Annotated in this window: 19 protein-coding genes; 12 read left to right on the plus strand and 7 right to left on the minus strand. The window is 31.6% G+C overall.

The features are described 5' to 3' along the window. Positions 1-12 precede the first annotated feature (12 nt). The 6 genes from M9Q43_RS08745 to M9Q43_RS08770 form a co-directional block, all read right to left on the minus strand. Positions 13-408: a hypothetical protein gene (locus M9Q43_RS08745; RefSeq protein ID WP_262318551.1), complete on the minus strand. Its 396-nt coding sequence runs from the start codon at positions 406-408 to the stop codon at positions 13-15. A 4-nt stretch (positions 409-412) separates the two neighbouring features. Next, entirely contained in the window at positions 413-772 is a 360-nt protein-coding gene (locus tag M9Q43_RS08750) for a DUF1304 domain-containing protein (RefSeq protein WP_262318552.1), read from the minus strand. A 2-nt stretch (positions 773-774) separates the two neighbouring features. Continuing rightward, positions 775-1,356: a TMEM175 family protein gene (locus M9Q43_RS08755; protein WP_262318553.1), complete on the minus strand. Its 582-nt coding sequence runs from the start codon at positions 1,354-1,356 to the stop codon at positions 775-777. Then, a complete protein-coding gene (locus M9Q43_RS08760; RefSeq protein WP_262318554.1) occupies positions 1,353-1,535 on the minus strand; it encodes a GldL-related protein in 183 nt (60 codons plus the stop codon). Before M9Q43_RS08760 ends, M9Q43_RS08755 begins: the two co-directional genes overlap by 4 nt. Position 1,536: 1 nt before the next feature. Beyond that, positions 1,537-2,904: a 30S ribosomal protein S6--L-glutamate ligase gene (gene rimK, locus M9Q43_RS08765; protein ID WP_262318555.1), complete on the minus strand. Its 1,368-nt coding sequence runs from the start codon at positions 2,902-2,904 to the stop codon at positions 1,537-1,539. Between the two features lie 80 nt (positions 2,905-2,984). Then, complete coding sequence (locus M9Q43_RS08770) at positions 2,985-5,534, minus strand: ATP-dependent Clp protease ATP-binding subunit (protein WP_262318556.1); 2,550 nt, start codon at positions 5,532-5,534, stop codon at positions 2,985-2,987. Positions 5,535-5,789: 255 nt separating this feature from the next. Between M9Q43_RS08770 and gyrA the strand changes: the two genes are divergently transcribed. The 11 genes from gyrA to M9Q43_RS08825 all read left to right on the plus strand — a co-directional run bounded on the left by gyrA (position 5,790) and on the right by M9Q43_RS08825 (position 18,263). Next, positions 5,790-8,345 carry a DNA gyrase subunit A gene (gyrA, locus tag M9Q43_RS08775; RefSeq protein WP_262318557.1) on the plus strand — a complete coding sequence of 852 codons (2,556 nt, stop codon included), beginning with the start codon at positions 5,790-5,792 and terminating at the stop codon, positions 8,343-8,345. A gap of 55 nt (positions 8,346-8,400) precedes the next feature. Then, complete coding sequence (locus M9Q43_RS08780; RefSeq protein ID WP_262318558.1) at positions 8,401-9,507, plus strand: tetratricopeptide repeat protein; 1,107 nt, start codon at positions 8,401-8,403, stop codon at positions 9,505-9,507. Between the two features lie 100 nt (positions 9,508-9,607). After that, the gene (locus M9Q43_RS08785) at positions 9,608-10,843 is read left to right on the plus strand and encodes an HD domain-containing protein (protein WP_262318559.1); all 1,236 of its coding nucleotides are present in this window, start codon (positions 9,608-9,610) and stop codon (positions 10,841-10,843) included. Between the two features lie 120 nt (positions 10,844-10,963). Beyond that, positions 10,964-11,986, plus strand: a complete 1,023-nt coding sequence (lpxD, locus tag M9Q43_RS08790) for a UDP-3-O-(3-hydroxymyristoyl)glucosamine N-acyltransferase (protein WP_262318560.1) — start codon at positions 10,964-10,966, stop codon at positions 11,984-11,986. Between the two features lie 9 nt (positions 11,987-11,995). Next, a complete protein-coding gene (locus M9Q43_RS08795) occupies positions 11,996-13,384 on the plus strand; it encodes a bifunctional UDP-3-O-[3-hydroxymyristoyl] N-acetylglucosamine deacetylase/3-hydroxyacyl-ACP dehydratase (protein WP_262318561.1) in 1,389 nt (462 codons plus the stop codon). A 1-nt stretch (position 13,385) separates the two neighbouring features. Continuing rightward, positions 13,386-14,171: an acyl-ACP--UDP-N-acetylglucosamine O-acyltransferase gene (gene lpxA, locus M9Q43_RS08800; protein WP_262318562.1), complete on the plus strand. Its 786-nt coding sequence runs from the start codon at positions 13,386-13,388 to the stop codon at positions 14,169-14,171. Between the two features lie 41 nt (positions 14,172-14,212). Then, the gene (efp, locus tag M9Q43_RS08805; RefSeq protein WP_262318563.1) at positions 14,213-14,779 is read left to right on the plus strand and encodes an elongation factor P; all 567 of its coding nucleotides are present in this window, start codon (positions 14,213-14,215) and stop codon (positions 14,777-14,779) included. A gap of 100 nt (positions 14,780-14,879) precedes the next feature. After that, positions 14,880-15,821: a UDP-3-O-(3-hydroxymyristoyl)glucosamine N-acyltransferase gene (locus tag M9Q43_RS08810; RefSeq protein ID WP_262318564.1), complete on the plus strand. Its 942-nt coding sequence runs from the start codon at positions 14,880-14,882 to the stop codon at positions 15,819-15,821. Beyond that, entirely contained in the window at positions 15,811-16,173 is a 363-nt protein-coding gene (locus M9Q43_RS08815; RefSeq protein WP_262318565.1) for a hypothetical protein, read from the plus strand. Before M9Q43_RS08810 ends, M9Q43_RS08815 begins: the two co-directional genes overlap by 11 nt. Positions 16,174-16,257: 84 nt before the next feature. Further along, positions 16,258-17,130 (plus strand): succinate--CoA ligase subunit alpha, encoded by an 873-nt coding sequence (gene sucD, locus M9Q43_RS08820; RefSeq protein WP_111565769.1) that lies wholly within the window; start codon positions 16,258-16,260, stop codon positions 17,128-17,130. 71 nt (positions 17,131-17,201) lie between these two features. Beyond that, positions 17,202-18,263, plus strand: coding sequence for a hypothetical protein (locus M9Q43_RS08825; RefSeq protein ID WP_262318566.1), 1,062 nt, complete (start codon positions 17,202-17,204; stop codon positions 18,261-18,263). Between the two features lie 58 nt (positions 18,264-18,321). Here the strand turns inward: M9Q43_RS08825 and M9Q43_RS08830 are convergent, their stop codons facing one another. After that, positions 18,322-19,506 (minus strand): cytochrome-c peroxidase, encoded by a 1,185-nt coding sequence (locus M9Q43_RS08830; RefSeq protein WP_262318567.1) that lies wholly within the window; start codon positions 19,504-19,506, stop codon positions 18,322-18,324. Positions 19,507-19,641: 135 nt separating this feature from the next. On the opposite strand from M9Q43_RS08830, the gene fabG reads away from it, so the two are divergent. Beyond that, positions 19,642-20,388: a 3-oxoacyl-[acyl-carrier-protein] reductase gene (gene fabG / locus M9Q43_RS08835; RefSeq protein WP_262318568.1), complete on the plus strand. Its 747-nt coding sequence runs from the start codon at positions 19,642-19,644 to the stop codon at positions 20,386-20,388. Positions 20,389-20,432: the final 44 nt, after the last annotated feature.

Here is a 20,432-nt window from a genome sequence, read left to right on the forward strand (position 1 = left end):
AGCGTTTTTTTTTTATTCTAAAAGAAACAATTCACTTTCCATTGAAAAAGCTTTAATATCAGGAATTGTTGCTCGCATCACGTATGATTTTTCTTTGGTTTCGACAATTTCTACTTTAATTAAATATTTAAAATCGGCATTTCGTTTTAAAGTTTCTTCAGTTGCTTTTAACATGTAACTGCAATCGTCAATCCAATCAACTTGGAAAGAATACTTAGATTCAGCTCCTTCGATTTCTTCAGTTTGAATGGTTCCTTTTCGTTTAATGATGTATGTTGTTCCAGTAGTTTTGTCTACTAATTTGAATGTTCCGTTTTTAAATTTTTTGCAATCTAATTTTTGAGCAGAAGCTTCTTGTGGAGTAAAAATTAAAAAGATAAATACAAAAAAAGCGATTAATTTTTTCATTGAATTAAAATATAAGAGTTAAAATTGTGATAATTGCAGGAAGTGCTTGAATAAAAAATATTTTTTTAGAAGCAGAATAAGCACCATAAATTCCAGCTATTGTTACACAACTTAAAAAGAATATAGCTACATTTATGCTCCACATTTTGTTTGAAATAAATAGTGACCAAATTAACCCAGCTGACAAAAAGCCGTTATATAATCCTTGATTAGCTGCTAAAACTTTTGTTTTTTCGAATAAATCTTCGGGAATAGTTCGGAATACTTTTTTAGCTTTTGTGGTCCAAGCAAACATTTCCAACCATAAAAAATATAGATGAAATAAAGCTATAGTTGCAATGAGTATTTTACTAATTAAATACATAATTATTTGTTTTCGTTAAAAGTGCGTTCAATTCTTTTGTCGGGAATTAACCAAATTAAAGCCACTAAAATGTAAATCGCTCCAGAGATTTCAACTGAATATTTCGTTAGAAAAACAGCAATCAAATATAAAACTACCGATAATTTTCCTTTGTAATCTTTTCCGATAGCATTTGAAAGAGCTGAATCTTTTCCGTGGTCAATTAAAATTAATCGTTGTAGAATAAAGTAGGCGAAAGCATTCATCAATAATACAATTTCGTATAACATCATTGGGAAAGAGGCAAAATGATGTTCTCCAATCCAAGCTGTTGTAAAGGGAATCAAGGATAACCAAAACAGTAAATGTAAGTTTGCCCAAAGTATTTTCCCATTTACATTTTTCAGTGAATGAATTAAGTGATGGTGGTTGTTCCAATAAATTCCGACATATATAAAACTTAATATATAACTTAGAAACTTATGCGATAATTTAGTAACGGCTTCAAAGGTAGTATCATTAGGTACTTTAAATTCCAAAACCATGATAGTGATTATAATAGCTAAAACGCCATCGCTAAAGGCTTCTAATCGGTTTTTGTTCATTTTGTGTTTTTAAGTAAAACAACTATTAATGTAATTAAAGCAATAGCTTCGGTTATCATTCCAATGGTTAACATAAAGTTAGCTCCAGGCCAATGCGTAATTTTAAATAAAGAACCAATTATTGTAATCGCCATCCCTAAAAGGAATAAAACCAACGGAACTGTATATTGCTTTTTCATATTATTTCCATTTAAAGTTTTTCTCAATTGCTTTAATCATTTCGCCTGCAATGTCTTTTTGAGTTGCACCTTCAATTCCTTCTAAACCAGGAGATGAATTTACTTCTAATAATAAAGGTCCTTTTGACGAACGAATAATATCAACTCCAGCTACTTTTAAATTCATAGCTTTTGCTGCTTTAATAGCAATTCTCTTTTCATCAGAAGTAATTTTTACTACAGAAGCAGTTCCGCCCATATGAATATTAGCTCTGAATTCTCCTGGAGCGGCTTCACGTTGCATAGCGGCTACTACTTTTCCATCTACAACAAAGAGTCTCAAATCTTTACCATTCGCTTCTTTAATGAATTCTTGAACTAAAATATTAGCGTTTAAACTCTTGAATGCGTTGATAACGGATTCTGCCGCTTTTTTGGTTTCTGCCAAAACGACACCTTTTCCTTGTGTTCCTTCTAGTAATTTTACAATTAAAGGTGAACCACCCACCATTTTAATCAAATCGTCAGTATCTAAAGGCGAATTGGCAAATCCAGTCGTTGGAATATCAACTCCGTTGTTTAATAATAATTGTAGTGAAAACAGTTTATCTCTCGATTGTGTAATAGCAGAAGCGTTATTTAAAGCAAATACTTTTAAAGCTTCAAATTGACGCGTTAAGGCACAACCATAATACGTCATACTAGGACGAATTCTTGGAATTACGGCATCAAAATCGTTTAGAACTTTTCCTCCACGGTAATGAATTTCAGGTTTTGTTGCGTCTAATTTCATGTAGCAGTATTTCAAATTTAAGAAATGCATTTCATGACCTCTTAATTCGCCTGCTTCTAAAATTCGTTTGTTGCTATATAATTCTGGATTACTTGCTAATAAACCAATTTTTAAACCTTTTTTAGATTCATTAGAAGCGTAATAATATTCTTTTAGTTTTTCGGTTGTAGGTTGACCCAACAAATAACGTTGTTCAGGGTCAACTAAAACACGTCCCGACATCGCTTCACGACCTAATAACATTCGGAAACCCATAGAATCACGGTTGGTAAGAGTAACCTCGATTTCCCAAGTTTTTCCACCAATCTCAAGTTTGGTTTTGATTACATAACGTTGTTCTCTAAAACCGCTCGAACTTTTAACGACTCTTTTATCAATTAAAGGAGCTTCACAATGAATTACTGCTTTTGCATTATTTTGAATTGGGTTGATGTCAAATTTAACCCAACTCTCACTATCTTTTTCAAACGTAACAATATTGATAGCATGTAATGCTGATGTTTTTGCACCAGAATCAACACGTGCTTTAATTGTTGGGATTCCTAAAGTAGGGAAGGAACACCATTCTTCGCTACCTACAATAACTTTGTCTAACATTTTTAAACGAATAAATTAAGAATCTAATGTAGTATTTTTTTTAATATAATTTTAAAATTGCATAAAATAAAAAAACCAAGCTATGAGCTTGGTTCTTCTAATTTTTTAATTTCTATTTTGAGTTCTTGAGCTGTTTCATCTAAGTCCATGAAAATTTGATCGCCTTCATGAATTTTTTGAGTAATAATCTCTTCAGCTAGAGCATCTTCAACATATTTTTGAATGGCTCTTTTTAACGGACGCGCTCCAAATTGCTTATCAAAACCTTTTTCAGCAATGTAATCTTTGGCTGCTTCAGAAAGCTTTAATGTATAACCTAAATCTTTAACTCTTAAATATAATTTATCCATTTCGATATCAATAATTTTATCAATATCTTCTTTTTCTAGAGCATTGAAAACAATTACATCATCAATTCTGTTTAAAAACTCAGGAGCAAAAGCTTTTTTCAAAGCGTTTTCGATAATTCCCTTTGAATGTTCTTCTGTTTGTGCTTGTTTTGAAGCTGTTCCAAATCCAACACCGGTTCCAAAGTCTTTCAATTGACGAGCTCCAACGTTAGAAGTCATGATAATAATCGTATTTCTAAAATCGATTTTACGACCTAAGCTATCCGTTAAATGTCCGTCATCCAAAACTTGAAGCATCATATTGAAAACATCTGGATGTGCTTTTTCAATCTCATCTAGAAGTACCACGCAATATGGTTTTCTTCTAACTTTTTCTGTTAATTGACCACCTTCTTCGTAACCAACGTATCCTGGAGGCGCTCCAACTAAACGAGAAATAGCGAATTTTTCCATGTATTCACTCATGTCAATTCGAACCAAAGCATCTTCAGAATCAAACAGTTCTTTTGCAATAACTTTTGCTAATTGTGTTTTTCCAACACCTGTTTGACCTAAGAAAATAAACGAACCAATTGGCTTGTTTGGATCTTTTAAACCAGCACGATTTCTTTGAATAGATTTTGCAATTTTTAACACTGCTTCGTCTTGCCCAATTACCTTACCTTTAATTAGTTCAGGCAAGTGAGCTAACTTATTACTTTCAGTTTGAGCAATACGATTTACAGGAATTCCAGTCATCATAGAAACTACATCAGCAACGTTGTCTTCTGTAACGGTAACTTTATTGTTTTTAGAATCTTCTTCCCATTGTTCTTGAGCAATAGCTAAATCTTTTTCGATGCGTTTTTCATCATCACGAAGTTTAGCAGCTTCCTCATATTTCTGCTTTTTAACGACCGTATTTTTCAGTTCGCGCACTTCTTCCAATTGACGTTCTAATTCCAAAATTTGCTTTGGAACATCAATATTAATAATGTGGACACGAGAACCTGCTTCGTCTAAAGCATCAATAGCTTTATCTGGAAGAAAACGATCGGTCATGTAACGATTTGTCAATTTAACACAAGCTTCAATTGCTTCTGGTGTGTATAAAACGTTATGATGGTCTTCGTATTTTGGTTTGATGTTATTTAAAATGGTAATTGTTTCTTCAACAGATGTTGGTTCTACAATTACTTTTTGGAAACGTCTTTCCAAAGCACCATCTTTTTCAATATATTGACGATATTCGTCCAATGTTGTAGCTCCAACACATTGAATTTCACCTCTTGCTAAAGCTGGTTTAAACATGTTAGAGGCATCAAGCGAACCTGTAGCACCACCAGCACCTACAATAGTGTGAATTTCATCAATGAATAAAATGATATCATCATTTTTCTCTAATTCATTCATTACCGCTTTCATTCTTTCTTCGAATTGTCCGCGGTATTTTGTTCCTGCAACTAAACTTGCTAAATCAAGTGTAACCACACGTTTGTTGAATAAATTACGAGATACTTTCTTTTTAATGATTCGCAAAGCTAAACCTTCAGCAATAGCCGATTTTCCAACTCCAGGTTCCCCAATTAAAAGCGGGTTGTTTTTCTTTCTACGGCTTAAAATTTGAGAAACACGTTCGATTTCTTTCTCACGTCCCACAACTGGGTCTAGTTTCCCTTCTTCTGCCATTTCGGTTAAATCACGACCAAAATTATCCAAAACAGGTGTTTTAGATTTTTTATTCGTTTTATTTCCAGAAGGAGGATTGTTAAAACCGCTATCTTTTAGGCTGTCATCTTGTCCTGAATCATCATTAAAAGATTCAGCTTTTGGCAAATTTTCTAAGTAATCGTCTTCGTTTGTCATCATGGCTGTATATTGTTCTTTAACGGTTTCGTAATCAATTTTAATTTTATTCATTAATTTGGTAGTAGGATCATTTTCATTACGTAAAATACATAATAATAGGTGAGCGGTACTAATTTCAGAATTATTGAATAGTTTGGCTTCTAAAAAAGTAGTTTTTAAAGCGCGTTCGGCTTGTCTTGTTAAATGTAAATTTTTCTTTTCAATATTTTGAATTCCGTTAGGATTGGCAGGACTTAATATTTCTACTTTTTTTCTTAAGTGAGATAAATCTACAGCCAAATTATTTAAAATATTTATTGCTTTACCATTTCCATCACGAAGAATGCCTAGCATTAGATGCTCAGTGCCAATGAAATCGTGACCTAAACGTAAAGCTTCTTCTTTACTAAAGGAAATTACATCTTTTACTCTTGGTGAAAAATTATCGTCCATACTGCATTTATAATATTAGTAAAAGTACAAAATTGTATAGGTAAAAGCAAAAACTATACCTAATAAACATACTATGTTGCTAAATGACAAAAAATAAATGTAAAATAAAAGAAAAAAGACTTTGATTTATAAGCAATTTGTAAACAAAATTGTTAATAAAATGTCTAAATAAGTCTCTAAAAATTTGTTGTAAAAGTTCAAAAAGCCGTATATTGGCACGTTTTAGTAATAATCATAATTTTAATATAAATACTTATGTCAGAAGGAGAAAAGTTAATTCCTATTAACATTGAGGAAGAAATGAAGTCAGCTTACATCGATTATTCGATGTCTGTTATTGTGTCGCGTGCACTTCCTGATGTTAGAGATGGTTTAAAACCTGTACACCGTAGAGTTTTATACGGAATGTATGAATTAGGAGTTCTTTCGAACAGAGCCCATAAAAAATCGGCAAGAATTGTTGGAGAAGTTTTAGGTAAATATCACCCACATGGTGACACTTCAGTATATGATGCAATGGTGCGTATGGCTCAGGAATGGAGCTTACGTTACTTAATGGTAGATGGTCAAGGTAATTTTGGTTCTGTCGATGGTGATAGTCCAGCAGCAATGCGTTATACTGAAGCCAGAATGAAAAAGATTTCGGAAGAAATGTTGGCAGACATTGACAAAGAAACAGTCGATTTTCAATTAAACTTTGATGATACGTTGCAAGAACCAACTGTTATGCCAACTAAAGTTCCTACTTTATTAATTAATGGAGCTTCTGGTATTGCGGTAGGTATGGCAACTAATATGGCGCCTCATAACTTAACGGAAGTTATTGATGGTACATTAGCTTATATTGATAATAATGATATCGAAATTGATGAATTAATCAATTATATAAAAGCACCAGATTTTCCAACAGGAGGAATTATCTATGGTTACGAAGGAGTAAGAGAAGCTTTCAAAACAGGTAGAGGGCGTATTGTTATGCGTGCAAAAGTTGGTTTTGAAGAAGTAAATGGAAGAGAAGCGATTATTGTTACCGAGATTCCATATCAAGTAAATAAAGCCGAAATGATTAAGAAAACGGCTGATTTAGTTAATGATAAAAAAATCGAAGGTATTTCAAATATTCGAGACGAATCGGATAGAAATGGAATGCGTGTGGTATATGAATTAAAACGTGATGCAGTTCCAAATGTAGTTTTAAATACACTTTATAAATATACACAATTACAATCTTCGTTCAGTGTAAATAACATTGCGTTGGTAAAAGGGCGTCCACAAATGTTGAATCTTAAAGATTTGATTTATCATTTCGTTGAACACCGTCATGATGTTGTAGTTCGTAGAGCGCAATATGATTTAAGAAAAGCAGAAGAAAGAGCTCATATTTTAGAAGGTTTAATCATTGCTTCTGATAATATTGATGAAGTAATCAAAATCATTAGAGCTTCTAAAGATGGTGATGAAGCTAGAACGAAATTAATTGAACGTTTCAAATTATCAGAAATTCAAGCACGTGCAATCGTAGAAATGCGTTTGAGACAATTAACAGGTCTTGAACAAGATAAATTACGTGCTGAATACGAAGAAATCATGAAATTGATTACGTATTTGAAAGAATTATTGGCAAGCAAAGAAATGAGAATGCAAGTAATTAAAGACGAATTAACAGAAATTAGAGATAAATATGGAGATGAGCGTCGTTCGCAAATTGAATATTCTGGTGGAGACGTTAGTATCGAGGATTTAATTGCTGATGAAAGTGTTGTAATTACGATTTCTCATGCGGGTTATATCAAACGTACGTCATTATCGGAATACAAAACTCAAAACAGAGGAGGTGTTGGACAAAAATCGGCTGGAACTAGAGATCAAGATTTCTTGGAGCATTTATTTGTGGCAACAAATCACCAATATTTAATGTATTTCACGCAAAAAGGTAAGTGTTATTGGATGCGTGTTTACGAAATTCCAGAAGGAACCAAAACAAGTAAAGGTCGTGCTATCCAAAACTTAATCAATATCGAGCAAGATGATAAAGTAAAAGCATTTATCTGCACTCAAGACTTAAAAGACCAAGATTATATCAATAGTCACTATGTAATTATGGCTACGAAACAAGGTCAAGTTAAGAAAACACCTTTAGAACAATATTCACGTCCACGTCAAAACGGAATTAATGCTATTACCATTAAAGAAGATGATGAATTAATCGAAGCAAAATTAACTACAGGAAACAGTCAAGTGTTATTGGCAGTTAAGTCTGGTAAATTAGTTCGTTTTGAAGAAGAGAAAACACGTCCAATGGGAAGAACTGCTTCAGGAGTTAGAGGTATTACTTTAGCCGATGAAAAAGACGAAGTAATTGGAATGGTTTCAATTGATAAAAACGATGTAACAGAATCTCAAATCTTGGTGGTTACTGAAAATGGTTATGGAAAACGTACTAAATTAGTAGATGATGATGGAGAAGATGTATACAGAATTACGAATCGTGGAGGTAAAGGTGTAAAAACTCTTAATATTACTGAGAAAACAGGAGCTTTAATTGCTATTAATAATGTAACCGATGCTGATGATTTAATGATTATCAACAAATCAGGATTAACTATTAGAATGATGGTTTCTGATTTACGAGTAATGGGAAGAGCAACGCAAGGAGTTCGACTAATTAACATTAAAGGAAATGATTCTATTGCTGCAGTTACCAAAGTGCTTCGAGAAGACGAAGAAATAGTTTTAGATGAAAATGGAGAAATTTCTGATGTTGAAAATGGCACAGATATTGATTCATCAGATGAAGAAACACAAGAATAAATAGAATAAAGCCCAAATTTATTTTGGGCTTTTGTTTAACCCAGATTTTAAAACAATGAAAAAATTAGTATTAAGTGCAACTCTTTTATTGTCTGTTGCCACATTTGCTCAAAAAGATGAGCTAAAAACATTAAAAAAGATTTATGCTAAAGAAACTATTTCTGAAAAAGATTTAGAAACTTATAAATCTACAAGTGATGCTTTACAAACTTTAGCAACTGAAGAAGCTGACAAAGTTTATGCAAAATTTTATAAAGTAATGTATCCAACAGTTGTTTTAGCATCCAAAGGAGACAAAGCAACTATTCAAGATCAAATGAAATTATACAATCCAGAATTCATTAAAGAGTATGGAACTGTTATAGATGAAACAATTGAGTTTGAAAAAAAATCAGGTAAAAAAGTTTACACTGATGAATTAATTTTAGAAAAAGCTGATTTTAAACAAGGTATCAACACACTTGCTTTGTCATTAAATAGTGCATCAAAATTTAAAGAAGCTTCGGCTGCTTTTTACAGTTTGTATACTTTTGATCCCAAAAACGAAGGCAAATCACTTCAAAATGCTGCAATCTTAGCAGTACAAGCAAATGACTATAAATTAGGACAAAAGCTTTATGAAGAACTTAATAATTCTGACTATCTAAAAAATGGTGTAATTTATACAGCTATTAACAAAGCTTCTGGTTCAGAAGAAGAGTTTAATTCAAAGGAAGAAAGATCAAAATATATCTCTTTAGGAACTCATGAAAAACCTAAAGATTCAAAAGTAAGCGCTAACAAATCAGAAGTTTTAAGAATATTATCAATTCTTTACACTCAAAACGGAGAGTTAGCAAAAGCAAAAGAAACATACGCAGAAGCGAGAAAATTATTGCCTAATGATGAAGAATTAAAAACTGGTGAATTCAATTTATATTTTAATGAAGGATATGCTGGATTAAAAGAAGAAGATAGACTAGTTGCGGAAATTAATGCTTCAACAAGTGATATAAAAAAATACAACAAATTGATGGATGAGCGTAAAGCAATGTTTCAAAAAACAATTCCTTCTTTTGAAAAAGCGTATTCAATTAACCCAACTGATGCCAATACCAAAAGTATCTTAAAAATGGCATATGAAATCACAGGTCAAGTTGAAAAAGCTAAAACAATAAACTAATAAGTTTTCTATTATATTTAAGGTGTTGGATAAATTCTAACACCTTTTTTATTTAGTCCTATTTTAAAATTCCTACATTTGTTATTCAAAATTTAACCTTGTGAGACAAACTAATAAACTCAAAATATTTAACGATCCTATTTATGGTTTTATTACCATTCCTAATTCTTTAATTTACGATTTAATTCAACATCCATATTTTCAGCGTTTACGTCGTATTTCACAAATGGGAATGTCGTATTTAGTTTATCCAGGAGCTCATCACACGCGCTTTCATCACGCTTTGGGTTGCATGCATATTATGCAAAAAGCTGTTCAAACCTTAAAATTTAAAGGAGTTTCAATTTCTGAAGTAGAAGAAAACGCTTTATATATTGCTATTCTTTTACATGATATAGGTCATGGTCCATATAGTCACGCAATGGAACATAGCATTGTTGAAGAAGTGCATCATGAAGAATTGTCTTTACTTTTTATGGAACAATTGAATAAAGAATTTGATGGAAAATTAAGTTTAGCAATTCAAGTTTTTAAGGGAGAATATCATCGCAAATTCATGTTGCAATTGATTTCAAGTCAATTAGATATGGATCGAATGGATTATCTAAAACGCGATAGCTTTTATAGTGGTGTAGCTGAAGGAAACATAAATAGTGACCGTTTGATTCAGATGATGAATGTAGAAAATGATGTTTTGGTAATTGAAGAGAAAGGAATTTATTCTGTTGAAAAATTCTTGGTTGCACGACGATTAATGTATTGGCAAGCTTATTTACACAAAACAAGTGTTGTGGCCGAATTAATTCTGACAAAAATTCTAAAAAGAGCTAAAGAACTAACACAAAAAGGAGTGGTTTTGCCTTGCAGTGAATCGCTTCAATTTTTCATGCAAAATAAAATTTTATTGATTAATTTTGATAAAAACACATTAGATAAATTTTCTTTTTTAGACGATTACGATGTTATGGGAGCAATTAAATCGTGGCAATTTAATGACGATTACGTGTTGCAAAATTTATGCCGAATGATATTAAATCGTGATTTACTAAAGATTCAAATAACTGAAGATAAACCTAACAAAGAGAGATTATTAGATTTAAAAAATAAATTCATTAAAAAGGTAAACATTTCAGAAAAAGAAGCAGATTATTTTGTGTTTAAAGGCAAACTGAAAAATCAGGCATATAGTAAATCAAGTGAACCTATTTACATACTTAAAAAAGATAAAAGTGTTGAAGATGTTGTAGAAGTTTCAGACCAAATGTATTTAAAAGCATTATCTAAAGAAGTAACTAAATATTACATTTGTTTTCCAAAAGTAGTGTTAGAATCTTAACATTTTAATTTAATTTTATATTTTTGCCAATATAAAACACTCAAATTTGTATATTTGATAGTTTGAGTAATTTTATAATTATAATTTCGTTCGTTTAACGAAATAAATAGTATCATTTAAATGAAGTTTACAGCAGCGCAAATAGCAGGTATTTTAGAAGGTGAAGTAGTAGGTAATCCTAATGCAGAAGTATATAAATTATCTAAGATTGAAGAAGGCACCGAAGGTTCTCTAACTTTTTTAGCCAATCCAAAATATATTAATTTCATTTATTCTACAAAAGCAACAGTAACTATTGTAAATAATACTTTTGAGCCAGAACAGGAAATTACAACCACTTTAATAAAAGTTGAAGATGCTTACAAATCATTTTCAAAATTATTAGAATATTACAATCAAGTAAAATTAATGAAATCGGGCATTGAGCAACCTTCTGTAATTTCAGATGGTGTTACTTATGGAAACGATTTATATTTAGGTAGTTTTTGCTACGTTGGAAAAAATGTTATCATTGGAAACAATGTCAAGATATATCCAAATAGCTTTATTGGTGATAATGTAATTATAGGTGATAATTGTGTTTTCTTTGCTGGCGTTAGAATATATTCTGAAACAGAAATTGGAAATAATTGTATCATTCATTCAGGAACAATTATTGGTTCTGATGGTTTTGGATTTGCTCCTCAAGAAGATGGAACGTATTCAAAAGTACCTCAAATTGGTAATGTAATTATAGAAGATAATGTAGAAATAGGTGCATGTACAACTGTTGATAGAGCAACATTGGGTTCAACCATTATTAGAAAAGGTGTAAAACTAGACAATCATATTCAAGTAGCCCATAATGTAGAAATTGGCGAAAACACTGTTATTGCAGCACAAACTGGTATTGCAGGAACTACTAAAATTGGTAAAAATGGCTTGATTGGTGGTCAAGTAGGATTTGCAGGACACTTATTAATAGGTGATAATGTAAAAATTCAAGCACAATCAGGAATTGGAAAAAATTTAGCAGACGGAGAAGTTGTCCAAGGAAGCCCAGCTTTCAATTATGGCGATTTTGCAAAATCATTCGTGCATTTTAGAAACTTACCAAAAATTGTAGCCGATTTAGAAGAATTAAAAAACAACAACAATAAATAGAGTTAAATTATGGTTAAACAAACGACCATTGCCAGTGAAATTTCATTAACTGGAGTTGGATTACATACAGGACAAGAAGTTACAATGACTTTCAAACCCGCACCAATTAACAACGGATTTACATTTGTTCGTGTTGATTTAGAAGGGCAACCTATTATTGAAGCCGATGCAAATTATGTAGTTAATACACAAAGAGGTACCAATTTAGAAAAAAGAGGTGTTATGATTCAAACACCTGAACACGTTTTGGCAGCAGTAGTTGGTTGCGATTTGGATAATCTTATTATCGAATTGAATGCATCAGAATTGCCTATTATGGATGGTTCGTCTAAATATTTTGTTGAAGCTATTGAAAAAGCCGGAATTGTTGAGCAAGATGCAGAACGAAAAGTATATGTAGTTAAAGAGGTTATTTCTTATTTAGATGAAGCTACAGGAAGTGAAATCACAGTAATTCCAAGTGATAATTATTGCGTAACCGCTATGGTTGATTTTGGTACTAAAGTTTTAGGCACACAAAATGCAACAATGAAAAACATTGCCGAATTTAAAACTGAAATAGCTGATTGTAGAACTTTTAGTTTTTTACATGAATTAGAAAGTTTATTGAACAATGGTTTAATCAAAGGCGGTGACTTAAATAATGCAATTGTTTATGTAGATAAAGAAATTTCTGCAGAAACAATGGAAAATTTAAAGAAAGCATTCAATAAAGAAACCATTTCTGTAAAAGAAAATGGAATTTTAGATAATCTAACTTTACATTATCCAAACGAAGCAGCTCGTCATAAATTGTTAGATATTGTTGGTGACTTATCATTGATTGGAACCAAAATTCAAGGAAAAATCATCGCTAACAAGCCAGGACATTTTGTAAATACTCAGTTTGCAAAAAAACTCTCAAAACTTATCAAGTTAGAAGAAAGAAATAATGTTCCGTCATACGATATAAATAAGGAACCTGTAATGGATATTCATGGAATCATGGATTTATTACCACACAGACCTCCATTTTTATTAGTTGATAAAATTCTTGAACTTTCTGATTCACATGTTGTGGGGTTGAAAAATGTTACAATGAACGAAGATTTTTTTGTCGGACATTTTCCAGGAGCACCAGTAATGCCGGGAGTTTTACAAGTTGAAGCAATGGCACAAACAGGTGGAATCTTAATTTTAAGTACAGTTCCAGATCCAGAAAATTATTTAACATATTTCATGAAAATTGACAACGTTAAATTTAAAAATAAAGTCCTACCAGGTGATACCTTATTCTTTAAGTGTGATTTAATTTCTCCAATTAGAAGAGGGATCTGTCACATGCAAGCTTATGCGTATGCAAATGGTAAATTAGTTTCAGAAGCCGAATTAATGGCACAAATTGTTAAAGTTAAATAGTATGAATCAACCGTTAGCATATGTGCATCCAGGTGCCAAAATAGCAAGAAATGTTGTAATTGATCCGTTTACAACTATACATAATAATGTTGAAATCGGTGAAGGAACTTGGATTGGTTCTAATGTTACCATTATGGAAGGCGCACGAATTGGGAAAAATTGTAACATTTTTCCAGGTGCTGTAATTTCAGCAGTTCCACAAGATTTAAAATTTGGTGGAGAAGAATCATTAGCTGTTATTGGTGATAACACAACAATTAGAGAATGTGTTACTATTAACAGAGGAACAGTGGCTTCTGGACAAACAAAAATTGGAAAAAATTGCCTAATTATGGCTACGGCACATATTGCACACGATTGCCATATTGGAGACAATGCTATTATCGTAAATGGCGTTGCTTTGGCAGGTCACGTTACAGTTGGTGATTATGCTATTATTGGAGGTTTAGCTGCTGTACATCAATTTATTTCAATTGGTGAACACGCTATGATTTCTGGAGGAAGTTTAGTTCGTAAAGATGTTCCACCATTTTCAAAAGCAGCAAAAGAACCTTTATCTTATGTAGGAATTAACTCTGTAGGATTGAGAAGAAGAGGTTTTTCAACTGAAAAAATTAGAGAAATTCAAGATATTTACAGAATTCTATACCAAAAAAATTACAACACAACTCAAGCATTGAGCATTATTGAAGCAGAAATGGAAGCAACACCAGAACGCGATGATATTATTCAATTCATCAGAAATTCTTCTCGTGGAATTATGAAAGGTTATACGAGTTCAATGTAATTTTCAAATAATAATAAAACAAACATCAAATTAAAATAAAAATGGCAAGTACATCAGATATTAGAAACGGATTATGTATCAAATACAATAACGATATTTATAAAATTATTGAATTTCTTCACGTAAAACCAGGTAAAGGACCAGCTTTCGTAAGAACAAAATTAAAATCGTTAACTAACGGAAAAGTATTAGATAATACATTTTCTGCTGGACACAAGATTGATGAAGTACGTGTTGAAACACATACATTTCAATATTTATATGCTGAAGGTGATCAATTTCACTTCATGAACAACGAATCATTTGAGCAAATTACGTTAGATAAAAAAGTATTAGATTCTCCAGATTTATTAAAAGAAGGAACAAACGTAATGATTCAAATTAACGCTGAAACTGAAGCGCCTTTATCAGTAGATATGCCAGCTTCTATCGTTTTAGAAGTAACTTATGCTGAGCCAGGAGTTAAAGGAAATACAGCTACAAATGCTACAAAACCAGCAACTGTTGAAACAGGAGCTACTGTAAACGTTCCGTTGTTTATCAATGAAGGAGATAAAATCAAAATTGATACAGCAACTGGAAACTACATGGAAAGAGTAAAAGAATAATTGAAAGTAAAAATTGAAGAGTAATTAGTAAATAGCCAAGTAACTAATTACTCTTTTATATTTTACTAATCACTATTTACTATTCATTAATCACTTATACATGAAATTTCCAAAAGTTTATCCTCTAAAAGAAATCGCCAAAATTATCAATTGTAATTTTGTGGGTGATGCCGATTTTCCAGTTCACGGTATGAATGAAATTCATGTGGTAGAACCCGGAGATATCGTATTTGTAGATCATCCTAAATATTATGACAAAGCACTTCAATCGGCAGCTACTATTGTTTTAATTAACAAAGAAGTAGAATGTCCAGAAGGAAAAGCATTGTTGATTTCAGATGATCCTTTTAGAGATTTTAATAAACTTACGAAGCATTTCAGACCTTTTCAAGCTTCTAATGCAGCGATTTCAGATTCAGCTAAAATCGGAGAAGGAACGGTAATTCAACCGAATTGTTTCATTGGACATAATGTTCAAATTGGTAAAAATTGTTTGATTCATGCCAATGTTACAATTTACGATAACACTGTAATTGGTGATAACGTAATGATTCATGCTGGAACTATTTTAGGAGCTGATGCTTTTTATTATAAAAAACGTCCAGAAGGTTTTGACCAATTATTATCAGGTGGGCGAGTAGTGATTGAAGATAATGTAGGAATCGGTGCTTTATGTACGATTGACAAAGGAGTTACAGGTGATACTACAATCGGCGCAGGAACAAAAATTGACAATCAAGTGCATGTGGGGCACGATACTGTTATTGGAAAAAAATGTTTAATTGCTTCACAAACTGGAATTGCAGGCTGTGTAGTTATTGAAGATGAAGTAACACTTTGGGGACAAGTTGGTACAACAAGTGGTATTACTATAGGAACAAAAGCTGTAATAATGGGACAGACAGGTGTAACTAAATCAGTTGATGGTGGAAAAACCTATTTTGGAACACCAATTGAAGAATCGCGTGAAAAATTGAAACAATTAGCGAATGTAAAACGTATTCCAGAAATTATTGAAAAATTAAAGCAAAATGACAAATAGAGAAAAAATCGAATTTTTATATAAAGAAGATGGAATCAGAGATAAACAATTTTTGAATACTCTAATTCATGATGATTTTAGATTAGAATGGGATAGTTCTTCAGGAAATTCTATTTTAGATAAAAATTTTATTTTAAATCTTAGCGAGGTTATAAATACCAATTATGAAATCTCTTATTTCGAAATTTCTCATTTAATCGAAGAGAACAATCAAATAGTTGTCAAGTACAACCATAAAGTTGCAACAATAGAAAACCCAAAAGAAATAATGCTAATTGCTAAAGTTGTTGCGATTTGGTCCTTTCAAGAAGGAAAAATCATGGATGGATACCTAATTAGCAAACCTAATTAAAAAAATACAATAAAAAATATGTGATTATTTGGTAAAAAACTTACTTTTGCATCACAAATTTAAACACAATTTAATTCATATATCATGAGCGTTTTAGTAAATAAAAATTCAAAAATAATTGTACAAGGATTTACAGGTAGCGAAGGAACTTTTCACGCTTCACAAATGATTGAGTACGGAACTAATGTTGTAGGTGGTGTAACTCCAGGAAAAGGTGGTTCAACACATTTAGACAGACCAGTTTTTAATACAGTTAAAGATGCTGTTGAAAAAGCAGGAGCTGATACTTCAATTATTTTCGTTCCGCCAGCATTTGCTGCTGATGCAATTATGGAAGCTGCTGAAGCTGGAATCAAAGTAATCATTTGTATTACTGAAGGTATTCCTGTTGCAGATATGATTAAAGCTTATGATTATATTAAAGGAAAAGATTGTCGTTTAGTTGGTCCTAACTGTCCAGGTGTAATTACTCCAGAAGAAGCTAAAGTTGGTATCATGCCAGGTTTCGTTTTCAAAAAGGGAACAGTTGGTATCGTATCTAAATCAGGTACTTTAACTTATGAAGCTGCTGACCAAGTAGTAAAACAAGGTTTAGGAATTACAACAGCTATTGGAATTGGTGGTGACCCAATCATCGGAACAACGACTAAAGAAGCAGTAGAATTATTAATGAACGATCCAGAAACTGAAATCATCATCATGATTGGTGAAATCGGAGGTCAATTAGAAGCCGATGCTGCTAAATGGGTTAAAGCTGACGGAAACCGTAAACCAGTTGTTGGATTCATCGCAGGTGAAACGGCTCCAAAAGGAAGAACAATGGGTCACGCAGGTGCAATCGTTGGTGGAGCTGATGATACAGCAGAAGCTAAAAAACGTATCATGAGAGAAAACGGAATTCATGTGGTAGATTCTCCAGCAGAAATTGGCAAAAAAGTAAAAGAAGTTTTAGGGTAATCTTTACTTCTTAAAAATATAAAGTCCTGATAATTCAGGACTTTTTTAATATATAAATTAATTTATTTAATATGAAAAAAATTACGACTCTTATTGTAGTATTACTTTTCGGTTTTGCAATGCAGGCTCAAGTAGCTATTTCTAAAAACCCATATTATGCAAAACCTTCAAAATTTGAAATGGAGAGATTTGATGATTTTAAAAACACTACAACCATATTTGTTTTAAATAATTTATATGATAAAAAACAATATGAAGATATGCTCAAATCCTTTTGGACAATTACTCCATATGAAGTTGTAAGTCTAAAAGATTTTAAATATCAAGATTACATAAGCGACAAATATTCTTTTTGTGTCATATCTGGTTTTACAAGTATTCAACCTGAAGGTATTCGAACAATATTCTCAATTAATTTATTTATTTTGGATATGGAGAAAGTATCAAAAAAAATTAAAGATTTAAAGGATAATGATTATTTTACTTTTCTTGATGATAAGAAAAAGAATTTAGCTTACATAGAATTAATTCCAAACGATAAAATTTGGAATTTGATTGACAGAAATAGTAGTACAGCAAATACTTTTGGAAGAGATTTTCATAGTTATTCCTATTTTAAGTCTAAAAAAAGTGAGTATGAACAAATGGTTTCTGACAAAATTCATAATGAAAATGTTTTTCATAATTATAATTTAGTAATGTTGAAGAACAATTTTCAAAACGTACAAAAATTATTATCAAATAAAACTTTTTGTGGTTTTTACGAAGAAAAAGTATCCTCAGAAGTTAAACAATTAAAGAAACAAATATTGTATTTACCTGAACATTTAAAAAAGGAATATCATACAAAACCAATTGAATATAAAGAATATAGTAAAGAAAAATTAGATAAAATATTAAGTCCATATCCTTATAAAATAGAATTTATCTCTGAAAAGGAATTGGAAACAAAAATATTGAATAATGAAGAATTTTATTATTTGAATTTTGGTTATTACTTGCGTTATTTTCAAATTGTAAACAGTAAAACTGGAGAAGTAATTTATAAAGTTTATCCAAATGGAATGATGAAAGCTAATCTAAAAGAGAGTGATTTTAAAGATTTAGCAAAGGCTATCAATAAACAGAAATAAATTAAATTTAAAACAAGAAATCCTGCAATTTGCAGGATTTCTTGTTTTAATATCTTTTTCAATTAAAAGGATTACTCCATTTAGTATTCGTATAAACATCCGTTCCTGAAAGTGTTCTTAAAAATGCAATTACTGCATTAACTTCAGTTGCTGTTAAATTTAATTGCTGTCCAACACCATTTGGAGTCAATCTTGGGTCTAGGTTGTTATTTCCGGGTGCTAAATTTATAGTTCCATAATGCCCGATTGCTGCCTGTAAAGTGGTTATTACACCAGTATGCATCATTGGTCCGTTTTGAGTTCCATCAGTTCTAATTAAATCGCGTAGGGAAGGGGCTCTTGTATTTTTAGTATCAATTCCTGTTCCTGCAATTGTTCCAATAATTCCGTTATTCAAAGTATTTGGATCTATATCAAACTCAGGTGCTCTATGACAACCCGCACAACCTAACCCGCCAGAAGTTCTTACTCCACTAGCATTAAATACAGGTGGTGTCAAAAATAAATTTTTTCCTTGATTTTCTTGTGCTGTAAAATTAGAGAAAGGTTGCCCATCATTTGCTGCCAAAGCTCTACCAGCATCGTATTTAGAATCAAAAGATTGAATACTTCTTATAAATTGCGCTAATGCATTCTGAATTTTAGCTTCTGTAATTTCTTCTGTTCCATATACGAATTTGAAAAGTTCTTTATAATAGCCAATTGCACTTAATTTTGTAAGTAATGCATCAAAATTTTCATCTCCATTTTCACCGCTAAATCCCATTTCACCATGATCTTTTATTGGCATTGTTGTTTGCGTTTCTAAATTTAAAGCACGTTCATCCCAAAAGAATTTTGTTTCTGATGCAAATCTCGAATTGATCAAACGCATTGAATGTCTTCCTGTTGTTCCATTTACTCCTGTGCTTGCTACATTCGTATCACTAAAAGCAAATTCTTGTTTATGACAACTTGCGCATGAAATTGTATTGTTTGAAGATAAATTTTTATCATAAAATAAGACTCTTCCTAAAGTGGCACCTTTGTCTGTAATTGCATTTCCTAATGAATTGTCTTTAATTATGTAAGAAGGAATCGTTTGATTGGCATAATTGGCTAAATTTTCTAAATCAATCGATGAGCCAAATTCAGCTTCCACAAAAGGATATGTTGCAATTTCTTCATAATTTTCATCTGAATTATTACTACATGAAGATAGCATTAAAGCAATCATGCAAAGCATTACTAGTTGATTTTTCATGAAATTTGTTTTTAAGTTAGTTTTTGTAAGACATCAATTATTAAAAATGGTTTAATTAAAAACATCTTATTTTTTATACTTTAAAATATTCCTATATTTGAACTTTATTTATAAACAAACTAACTATAATATACAATGAAATTATTAGAAGGAAAAGTTGCCATTATTACTGGTGCGAGCCGTGGAATTGGTAGTGGAATAGCAAAAGTTTTCGCACAACAAGGTGCAAATGTGGCTTTTACATATAGTTCGTCTGCAGAATCTGCAATGGCTTTAGAAAATGAATTAAACGCTTTAGGTATAAAAGCAAAAGGATATCAATCAAATGCGGCAGATTTTAGTGATGCGCATAAATTAGTAGATGATGTAATTGCAGAATTTGGAACAATAGATATTTTAATCAACAATGCCGGAATCACAAAAGACAATTTATTAATGCGCATGTCGGAAGAAGATTTTGATAAAGTAATTGAAATCAATTTGAAATCGGTTTTCAATATGACAAAAGCAGTTCAAAAAATCATGTTGAAAAACCGCAAAGGTTCAATCATTAACATGAGTAGTGTAGTAGGTGTGAAAGGAAATGCAGGACAAGCAAATTATGCGGCATCTAAAGCAGGTATGATTGGTTTTACAAAATCTATTGCATTAGAATTAGGTTCAAGAAATATTCGTTGTAATGCTATTGCGCCTGGTTTTATTGAAACTGAAATGACAGCAAAATTAAATGAAGATGTGGTTAAAGGTTGGAGAGAAGCTATTCCTTTAAAAAGAGGTGGCTCGCCAGAAGATGTTGCAAATGTTTGTGTTTTCTTAGGCTCAGAAATGAGTGCTTATGTAACTGGGCAAGTTATTAATGTTGATGGTGGAATGCTAACTTAAAAAGTGATTAGTGAATAGTAATTAGACGGCTATTCACTAATTAC

The sequence above is a fragment of the Flavobacterium odoriferum genome (assembly GCF_025499515.1).
Lineage (GTDB): Bacteria > Bacteroidota > Bacteroidia > Flavobacteriales > Flavobacteriaceae > Flavobacterium > Flavobacterium odoriferum.